The organism is Paracoccus sp. (in: a-proteobacteria), from assembly GCF_047973135.1.
GTDB lineage: Bacteria > Pseudomonadota > Alphaproteobacteria > Rhodobacterales > Rhodobacteraceae > Paracoccus.
Map to the genome: position 1 here is coordinate 1 of NZ_JBKEBL010000192.1, position 8,119 is coordinate 8,119.

The 8,119-nt window shown below is 61.8% G+C and carries 9 protein-coding genes, 1 tRNA gene and 1 pseudogene; 8 read left to right on the top strand and 3 right to left on the bottom strand.

Annotated elements, in window-relative coordinates; all coding sequences use genetic code 11:
• Positions 1-82: 82 nt before the first annotated feature.
• On the bottom strand, positions 83-433 hold the full coding sequence (locus tag ACK5L9_RS14835) for a hypothetical protein (RefSeq protein ID WP_416912253.1): 351 nt from the start codon (positions 431-433) through the stop codon (positions 83-85).
• On the opposite strand from ACK5L9_RS14835, the gene ACK5L9_RS14840 reads away from it, so the two are divergent.
• A complete protein-coding gene (locus tag ACK5L9_RS14840; protein ID WP_416912252.1) occupies positions 324-590 on the top strand; it encodes a hypothetical protein in 267 nt (88 codons plus the stop codon). The two genes, ACK5L9_RS14835 and ACK5L9_RS14840, sit on opposite strands and share 110 nt — an antisense overlap.
• Positions 557-1,054 (top strand): annotated as a pseudogene (locus ACK5L9_RS14845) (recombinase zinc beta ribbon domain-containing protein); the annotation flags it as partial. The gene ACK5L9_RS14840 and the pseudogene ACK5L9_RS14845, both read left to right, overlap by 34 nt.
• A 493-nt stretch (positions 1,055-1,547) precedes the next feature.
• Here the strand turns inward: ACK5L9_RS14845 and ACK5L9_RS14850 are convergent.
• Positions 1,548-1,637, bottom strand: a tRNA-Ser gene (locus ACK5L9_RS14850).
• Positions 1,638-2,367: 730 nt separating this feature from the next.
• Between ACK5L9_RS14850 and fabD the strand changes: the two genes are divergently transcribed.
• The 4 genes from fabD to ACK5L9_RS14870 all read left to right on the top strand — a co-directional run bounded on the left by fabD (position 2,368) and on the right by ACK5L9_RS14870 (position 5,295).
• Entirely contained in the window at positions 2,368-3,294 is a 927-nt protein-coding gene (gene fabD, locus ACK5L9_RS14855) for an ACP S-malonyltransferase (RefSeq protein WP_416912245.1), read from the top strand.
• A gap of 20 nt (positions 3,295-3,314) precedes the next feature.
• The gene (fabG, locus tag ACK5L9_RS14860) at positions 3,315-4,052 is read left to right on the top strand and encodes a 3-oxoacyl-ACP reductase FabG (protein ID WP_416912246.1); all 738 of its coding nucleotides are present in this window, start codon (positions 3,315-3,317) and stop codon (positions 4,050-4,052) included.
• Between the two features lie 167 nt (positions 4,053-4,219).
• Positions 4,220-4,453 carry an acyl carrier protein gene (locus ACK5L9_RS14865; RefSeq protein ID WP_416912247.1) on the top strand — a complete coding sequence of 78 codons (234 nt, stop codon included), beginning with the start codon at positions 4,220-4,222 and terminating at the stop codon, positions 4,451-4,453.
• 83 nt (positions 4,454-4,536) lie between these two features.
• Entirely contained in the window at positions 4,537-5,295 is a 759-nt protein-coding gene (locus ACK5L9_RS14870; protein WP_416912248.1) for a class I SAM-dependent methyltransferase, read from the top strand.
• On the opposite strand, the gene ACK5L9_RS14875 is transcribed toward ACK5L9_RS14870, so the two are convergent.
• Positions 5,274-6,092 (bottom strand): sulfotransferase family protein, encoded by an 819-nt coding sequence (locus ACK5L9_RS14875; protein WP_416912249.1) that lies wholly within the window; start codon positions 6,090-6,092, stop codon positions 5,274-5,276. The two genes, ACK5L9_RS14870 and ACK5L9_RS14875, sit on opposite strands and share 22 nt — an antisense overlap.
• A gap of 156 nt (positions 6,093-6,248) precedes the next feature.
• Between ACK5L9_RS14875 and ACK5L9_RS14880 the strand changes: the two genes are divergently transcribed.
• Together ACK5L9_RS14880 and ACK5L9_RS14885 are read left to right on the top strand one after the other, a co-directional pair.
• On the top strand, positions 6,249-7,826 hold the full coding sequence (locus ACK5L9_RS14880; RefSeq protein ID WP_416912250.1) for a DUF5928 domain-containing protein: 1,578 nt from the start codon (positions 6,249-6,251) through the stop codon (positions 7,824-7,826).
• 15 nt (positions 7,827-7,841) lie between these two features.
• A partial coding sequence (locus ACK5L9_RS14885; RefSeq protein WP_416912251.1) for an HIT domain-containing protein occupies positions 7,842-8,119 on the top strand: 278 nt, incomplete at its 3' end.

The window sequence follows — 8,119 nt, forward strand, 5'->3', positions numbered from 1 at the left end:
CCCGACGCTTACCAATATGAACGGGCGGCCCGGTTCCAGGTCACACCGAAGGCGATCTGGAACGGGCTGAGGGCGCTCGGCGTCACATATAAAAAAATCGCTGACGCACCCGAAGGCGGACGTCGCCGCGCGGCATGCCTTCCGCGAGAAGATTGCGCGATATCAGAGTGATGGACGGCCCATCGTTTATCTGGACGAAAGCGGATTTGCCGCCGACATGCCCCGCACCCATGGCTATTCGGCACGAGGACACCGCTGCCCCGGCACGCATGACTGGCAGGCGCGGGGCCGAACCAATGTGCTTGGGGGCGCTTCTGGCAGGGGTGCTGTTAACCTTCGGGTTAACCAGCGCCAATGTCGATGCGGATATCTTCAACCTCTGGATCGCGCGGGACCTGGTTCCGAAGCTGCCGCCCGGGGCGGTGGTGGTCATGGATAACGCAACCTTTCACACGCAAAGCGATACCAGGATCATGATCGAAAGTGCAGGTCATACTGGTGCTTCCCGGCCCCGCCCGGCTACCGTTATGAGAAACTCGCCGCGCACGGCAAGGTCATGGTCCGCGACGAGCCTCTCGCAACCATCATAGAGACCGCGCTGGAAGGCCTCGCCGCCGGGCGCTTTGCCTCGCAGAGCGAAGTGAAGACCTATCTCGAATCCGAACCCGCCTTTGCGTCGCGCTTCCCGGACGGAAGCGTGCGTTATGAGGAAGTGATCCGGCTCCTGACCCGTCCGCACTATGCGGGCTATATCGAGGTGCCCGCCTGGGGCGTCTCGCTCCGGAAAGGTCATCATACGGGCTTGATCAGCCTTGCGACCTATACCCGCATCCAGGAGCGCATCCGCGAAGGCGCACGGATCGCCGCGCGCGCCGATATCAATACCGACTTCCCGCTTCGCGGTTTCGTGCTCTGCGGCGCGTGCGAGCGGCCTCTCACCTCCTGCTGGTCGAAAAGCAAGACCGGGGACCATCACCCCTATTACCTGTGCTTCAATAAAGAGTGCGAAGCCTACCGGAAGTCCCTGAAACGGGCAGACGTCGAAGACGCGTTTGAGACCATGCTGGAAGGCGTCCTGCCGTCCAAGGCCAAGCTGAAGGTCGCGAAAGAAATGTTCGCGGCCCTGTGGGACGCCCGCCTCCGGCAGGCGCGGGAGAGCGCGGCGCTGTTCGCGAAGAAGCAGAAAGTACTGGAAGCGCAGGTGGGCGCGCTCCTCGCCCGCCTGATCGAAACCGACAACCGCACCGTGGTCAAAGCCTATGAAACGAAGATCGCAGCCCTTGAAACCGAAAAGCTCGTTCTTGCCGAAAAAGCCGCCAGCGCGGGCAGGCCTGCACGGCCCTTCGCCCAGATGTTCGAACTCGCAAGTCTCTTCCTGCTAAACCCCGGAAAAGTCTGGCAAAGCGGCAACTTCGACCTGCGGCGCACCGTGCTCAGACTGACCTTTACGGAGCGTCTGGCCTATGTGCGGGGGAGAGGGTTTCGAACCCCAGAATTATCGTTACCGTTCAAAATGTTAGGGGCGAATCAAAGGACGCGTGGGGATATGGCGGAGGCGGTGGGATTTGAACCCACGGTGGACTTTCACCCACGTCGGTTTTCAAGACCGGTGCATTAAACCACTCTGCCACGCCTCCGACGGGCATCGATTAGCGCGGTGTTGCTTCGGGTGCAACCTTGGCTTTGGTGCGATCATGCCGGGTACCTCTGTTCAACGCCGATTCCGGACAAGGTGGCATCCCCGGATCTGCCTTTGGTCGGTTCCCCGGGTCAGGCATGTTTCAGCCCGGCCGCAGGATGTGTTCGCGGATCGCCCGGTTCGGCCTTTTTGTGTTCCCGCAGCCGCAACTCTGCACGCAGGGTCCAAAAGGTATTCTGATAACGTCCGGCAACGACCGGTCGGGCGATGTGGCCGGCTTGTGTTCGGTCAGAACGGGGTTTCGGGCGATCATGGGCGCCTCTTGGATCCCAGGGCTGCCGCAGGCGGCTCATCCAGCGGTGAGGAATGTCCCGGCGGCGTATCAATGCTGATTGAAAGCCTCATTGGCCGCAGGCTTCTCGCCTTGTCCGAAAGCGGGGTTGTGAGCCCCCGCCACATTGCTGCTGTGGCGGGGGTCGAAGCGGACCGGTTATAGACGCGTTTCGCGGCCGACATTCCTGACCCTATCCGACGTGAATCAGACCCCGGGTTGCCATTCCGAGAAGGGCCGGCGCGGGGCGGAATTACCGGATGGTACCACGCCCGGAGCCTGAATACCGGTTCCGGGTCACGTCAGGAACTGCGGAACTCTGCCGTCGCTGTCAGTTGCGGCAGGCCCCCGCGCGCGCTATGCCCTTCGCAATCGGTAATCAGAACAGGGGGCCGCGATGCGGGCATTCGTCTTTCCGGGGCAGGGGGCGCAGACCATTGGAATGGGGCGCGAACTGGCCGAAACCTATCCGGCGGCGCGGGATGTGTTCGATCAGGTGGACGAGGCGCTTGGTGAGAAGCTGTCGGATCTGATCTGGAACGGCGATATAGAGACGCTGACCCTGACCCAGAATGCCCAACCCGCGCTGATGGCGACCTCGGTTGCGGCGTTCCGGGCGCTGGAAGCGGAAGGTATCGGCATTCTTGAGGCGAATTTCGTCGCCGGGCACTCGCTTGGGGAATATTCCGCGCTTTGCGCTGCGGGCGCCCTGACGCTGGAGGATACGGCGCGGCTGCTGCGATTGCGCGGGCAGGCCATGCAAGAGGCTGTGCCGGTCGGGCAGGGCGCGATGGCGGCGATTCTTGGCCTCGATTTCGAGACGGTGGACCGGATTGCGCGCGAGGTGGCGGGCGATGAGGTTGTCCAGGCTGCCAATGACAACGACCCGGCGCAGGTGGTGATCTCGGGCCACAAGGAGGCGGTCGAACGTGCGGCGGCGGCGATGAAAGAGGCCGGGGCCAAGCGGACGCTGATGCTGCCGGTATCTGCCCCCTTTCATTCGGTGCTGATGCAGCCCGCCGCTGCGGTGATGGCCGATGCGCTGGCGGGCGTGGACATCCAGCCTCCTGCCGTGCCGCTGATCGCCAATGTCCGTGCCGAGGCGGTGATCGAGCCGGGCGCGATTCGTCGGCTGTTGGTGGAACAGGTGACGGGCACGGTGCGCTGGCGCGAATCCGTCGTCAATCTGGTCGGGGCGGGTGTGGTCGAGTTCTGGGAAATCGGGGCCGGAAAGGCCCTGTCCGGGATGATAAAGCGCATCTCGAAAGAGGCGATTGTGCGCAATATCGGTGCGCCTGCGGATGTCGCGGCGCTGAAGGGCTGATCGGGAAAAAGGGGACAGACATGTTTGATCTGACCGGAAAGAACGCGCTGGTGACGGGCGCATCGGGCGGAATCGGTGGCGGCATCGCCGAGGCGCTGCATGCGGCGGGGGCCACCGTGGCGTTGTCGGGCACGCGTGAGGCGCCGCTGCGCGAACTTGCGGATCGGCTGGGCGGGCGGGCGCATGTGGTCCCCGCCAACCTGTCCGATCCGCAGGCCGCAGCGGCGCTGCCCAAGGCTGCGGCCGAGGCGATGGGCTCGGTCGATATTCTGGTGAACAACGCGGGCATTACCCGCGACAACCTGTTCATGCGCATGTCGGACGAGGAATGGGCGCAGGTGATCGAGGTCAATCTGACCAGTGTGTTCCGCCTGTCGCGGGCGGTGCTGCGCGGCATGATGAAGGCGCGCTGGGGGCGGATCGTGAATATTACTTCGGTGGTGGGCACGACGGGCAATCCGGGGCAGGGCAATTATGCCGCCGCCAAGGCCGGGCTTGTGGGCATGTCGAAATCGCTGGCCGCCGAAGTTGCAAGCCGGGGCGTCACGGTGAACTGTGTTGCCCCCGGTTTCATCGAAACTGCCATGACCGACAAGCTGAACGATGATCAGAAAGCCAGGATTCTGACGCAGATTCCGGCGGGTCAGATGGGCACCCCCGCTGACATCGCCGCAGCCGTCACCTATCTGGCCAGTCCCGCAGCCGGTTACGTCACCGGAGCCACGCTGCATGTGAATGGCGGCATGGCGATGGTTTGATGGCGCAACAACGCAACGGTGAGGTAACAAAATCATTCGAAAACTGGTTGCAACGTGCTTGTCGGGTGCTATATGCCCGCCGTTAGCAGCAGGGGATCGTCCCTGTGCCGATCCGGGGCAGACCCGTGCAAATCCTGGGCAGAAGCCCGCGAGAATGAGGATAGGACATGAGCGATATCGCTGATCGCGTGAAAAAGATCGTTGTCGAGCATCTGGGCGTCGATGAGGACAAGGTGGTCGAAACCGCCTCGTTCATCGACGATCTGGGCGCGGACAGCCTCGACACTGTCGAGCTGGTGATGGCATTCGAAGAAGAGTTCGGCATCGAAATCCCCGACGACGCCGCTGAAACCATCCAGACCGTCGGTGATGCAGTGACCTTCATCAAGGGCGTCGTGTGAGGCGTCCTGGTCAGTTCATGGCCTGAACAAGCGGCGCTTTCCCCAGGGAAGGCGCCGTTTTCCCTTGTGCGCGGATCGCGGGCATGACCGGTCGTCGCCATTTCGAGGCCGGAGGTGCGGCCTATGCCGCCAGCCGCCCGACCTATCCGCCGGAACTGGCCCGCCTGCTGGTGGGCATATGCGCGGCGCGGGGACATGCGCTGGATGTGGGCTGCGGGACCGGACAGTTCTCGGTTCTGCTGGCTGATCATTTCGCACGGGTCACGGCGGTCGATCCCAGCAGGACGCAGATCGACAATGCCAGCCCGCGACCGAATATCCACTATACCACCGGCGCGGCGGAACGGTTCGATCTTGCCGATGATTCGGTCGATCTGGTCGTGGCTGCGCAGGCCGCGCATTGGTTCGATCTGGACCTTTTCTACCCCGAGACGCGTCGGGTCGCGCGTCCGGGCGCGATTCTGGCGCTGATCACCTATGGGGTGCCGGAATTCGACGGTGGTATTCAGGCCGCTTTCGATCAGTTCTATTGGCAAGAGATCCACGATTTCTGGCCCCCGGACCGGCGGCATGTCGAGGAAGGTTATGCCTCGCTGCCATTCCCCTTTTCGCGCGGCGACCTGCCCCCCGTTGCGATCCTGCGCGATTGGGACTTTGCCGATTTCACCGCCTATGTCGGCACATGGTCGGCGACGGTACGGGCGGAAAAGGCGGGCGAGGGTGCCCGGATCACCGAGGCGCTGGCGCGTCTGGAACCGCATTGGGGCGCGGCACGGCGGCAGGTCCGCTGGCCGATTACCGTACTGGCCGGGGTGGTGGATCAGCGGCCCAGCTTGGCGTGAACCTCGTCCAGATCGACCTCGCCCAAGGGCATCTTGTTGTCGGGGTCGTCGAAATCATAGCGGAACAACTGGAAATCGTCCTTATAGATCTCCCAGATCAGATGCCGCGACAGGTCGTCGAAATACTCGCTGACCTTATGGGCGCGCTTGGGGCCATGCCCCTCCGATTCGTTAAAGCGCGGAACGGCGGCCAGATCGACCTTTATCGGCGTGTCGGCGCTGTCCAGAACTTTCTGCATGCCCTCATTAAACTTTTCGGTAAAGAAAATCTGGTCGTAACGGCCTCCATTGACAATGAAGGTGGCGATGTGACCAGACATGGCCGACCAGTGGATGTCGGGTTCCATCGGGCGGCGCCAGCGGATCGTGTCGCGCGCAAACAGCAGAAAGCGGCGAAAGCTGGCGATCTGGTCGAAATCGAAATCGTTCTCGGGGCTGCCAACATCGATTCCGTAGCGCTGCGCCAGTTGTGGCACCAGATTGCCGCGATAGCGTTTGCCATTGCGCTGAATCCCCGCGATCTTGTCAAAGAAGGATGACAGAAGGCGGGCATAGGGGTTGCGAACACAGGTAAAGGTCGGGGCAGAATGACCGCGCACCGCCTGCTCGATCAGGGCGTGGCTGTCATCCCGAGACCATTTGTGCAAACCCTCGTTCGCGTCATGGATGTCTCCGTCAAAGAATCGGTCGTGATCCGATTTGAACATGATCTGACCTATGGTCGAACAGGCGCATTTCGGCACGACCCGATAGATCATGCTGCCGCTTTCGGTCATCCAAACGCCGGGAAAGCCCATATAGGTGTGCCTTTCTATGCCTTGCCGCGCCGGTAAAACGCCCAAGCGCCTTGCTTCCAAGCCGTAATTCGTGACACACAGAAAACAAGATATGACGGATAAATCAATGCCGCCAAATGTGCGGCTGCGATCTGATCAAGGACGACCCGCTACGACATGGCCCGGATCGCTTTTATCCTTTTGACGCATAAAGACCCTGCTGGCCTGATCGAACAAGCCCGAAGGTTGACCGGACCGGGCGATTACGTCGCCATCCACTATGACGCGCGCGCCCCGCGGCAGGATTATGACATGCTGCGGCAGGCATTGTCAGGTGAAAACCGAATCGTTTTCGCAGCACGCCGCTACAAATGCGGCTGGGGCGAGTGGTCTCTGGTTGCCGCCACCCTTGCCGCCCTTGAGGCCGCGCAAGAGGCGTTTCCCGACGCTACACATTTCTACATGCTGTCGGGCGATTGCATGCCGATCAAATCGGCCGAATATGTGCATGATTATCTGGACCGCGATGATTGCGACTATATCGAATCGGTCGATTTCTTCGATGGCGGCTGGATCAAGACCGGCATCATCAGGGAACGGCTGATCTATCGCCACTGGTTCAACGAACGCACGCAGAAACGGCTGTTTTACTGGAGCATGCGGCTGCAACGGCGTCTGCGCCTGCATCGCAACATCCCGTCGGGGTTGCAGATGATGATCGGGTCGCAATGGTGGTGCCTTAGGCGCGAAACGACCGAGCGGATCATGGCCCTGCTGAAGGAAAGGCGCGACATCCTGACCTTTTTCCGGACCACATGGATCCCGGACGAGACCTTCTTTCAGACTCTGGTCGCGCATCTGGTCCCCCGTGCCCAGATCCGCAGCCGGACGCTGACCTTCCTGATTTTTTCCGATTACGGTATGCCCGTGACATTTTATAACGACCATTACGACCTGCTCTTGCGTCAGGATTGCCTTTTCGCCCGCAAGATCAGCGGCGAGGCGCAGGAGCTGCGCGAAAGGCTGGGTGCGTTGTGGCAGGAATCCGGGCATCGCTTTCCGATCTCGAATGAGGGCAAGCGCGTCCAGTCCTTCCTGACCGGTCGGGGCCGGGTAGGCCGACGTTTCGCCCCGCGCTTCTGGGAAGACGAGGCCGGGCTGAGCCGCGGCACTGTGGTTCACCTGATCGTCGCAAAGAAATGGCACATGGCCAAGCGGCTGACCGCGCGGATCCGCGAAAAGACGCGGATCCCGGCGGTGGATTACCTGTTCAACGAATATGACGCTGGCCTGCCCGATCTTGGCGGCGCGGCCTCGACCATGGCCAAGCGGCAGAACCATCGCCGCGCGCTGCTGCATCTGCTGTTCGATGCCTTCGGCGCACAGCAACTTGTCATGTGTGTCGATCCCTCGGCGCTGTCGCTGATCACCGATTTCAGCAAGGACCGGGCGGAAACGCGTATCCTGCTGATCGACACAGATTTCAACGAGGACTATCTGCGCGGCCATCTGCGCCGCATCGGGCTGATCGGCGATGGCTCGCCCGAGGCAGAGATTCAGACGCTGATTCCCGTCATGCGCGATGACCTGCAACAAGAGGTCGAGCGGCTGCACGAAGTCGGCTTTTCGCAGTTCGGCGTCATCTCGGGCAGGCATCCGGTCTGGCAGAATGCCGCCGCGCTGGCGGGGTTTCTGGATATTTCGGACGAGATCGCGCATGATCTGGCCGAAACGCCGCATCTTTTCTCTGACTGAGGCAGGACGACCGACATGGCTTTTACCTATGACGACACCAATATTTTCGCCCGTATCCTGCGCGGCGAGATCCCGAATGACACCGTGGCCGAGAATGATCACGCGCTGGCCTTTCGCGACATCACGCCGCGCGCGCCGACGCATGTTCTGGTGATCCCCAAGGGGAAATATGTCAGCTTTGACGATTTCGCGACCAACGCCCCGCCTGATGAAATCACCGGCTTCATGCGGCTTTGCGCCGATGTGGCCCGGCAAGAGGGCGTGTCGCTGGAAGGCGGCAACGGCTTTCGCGC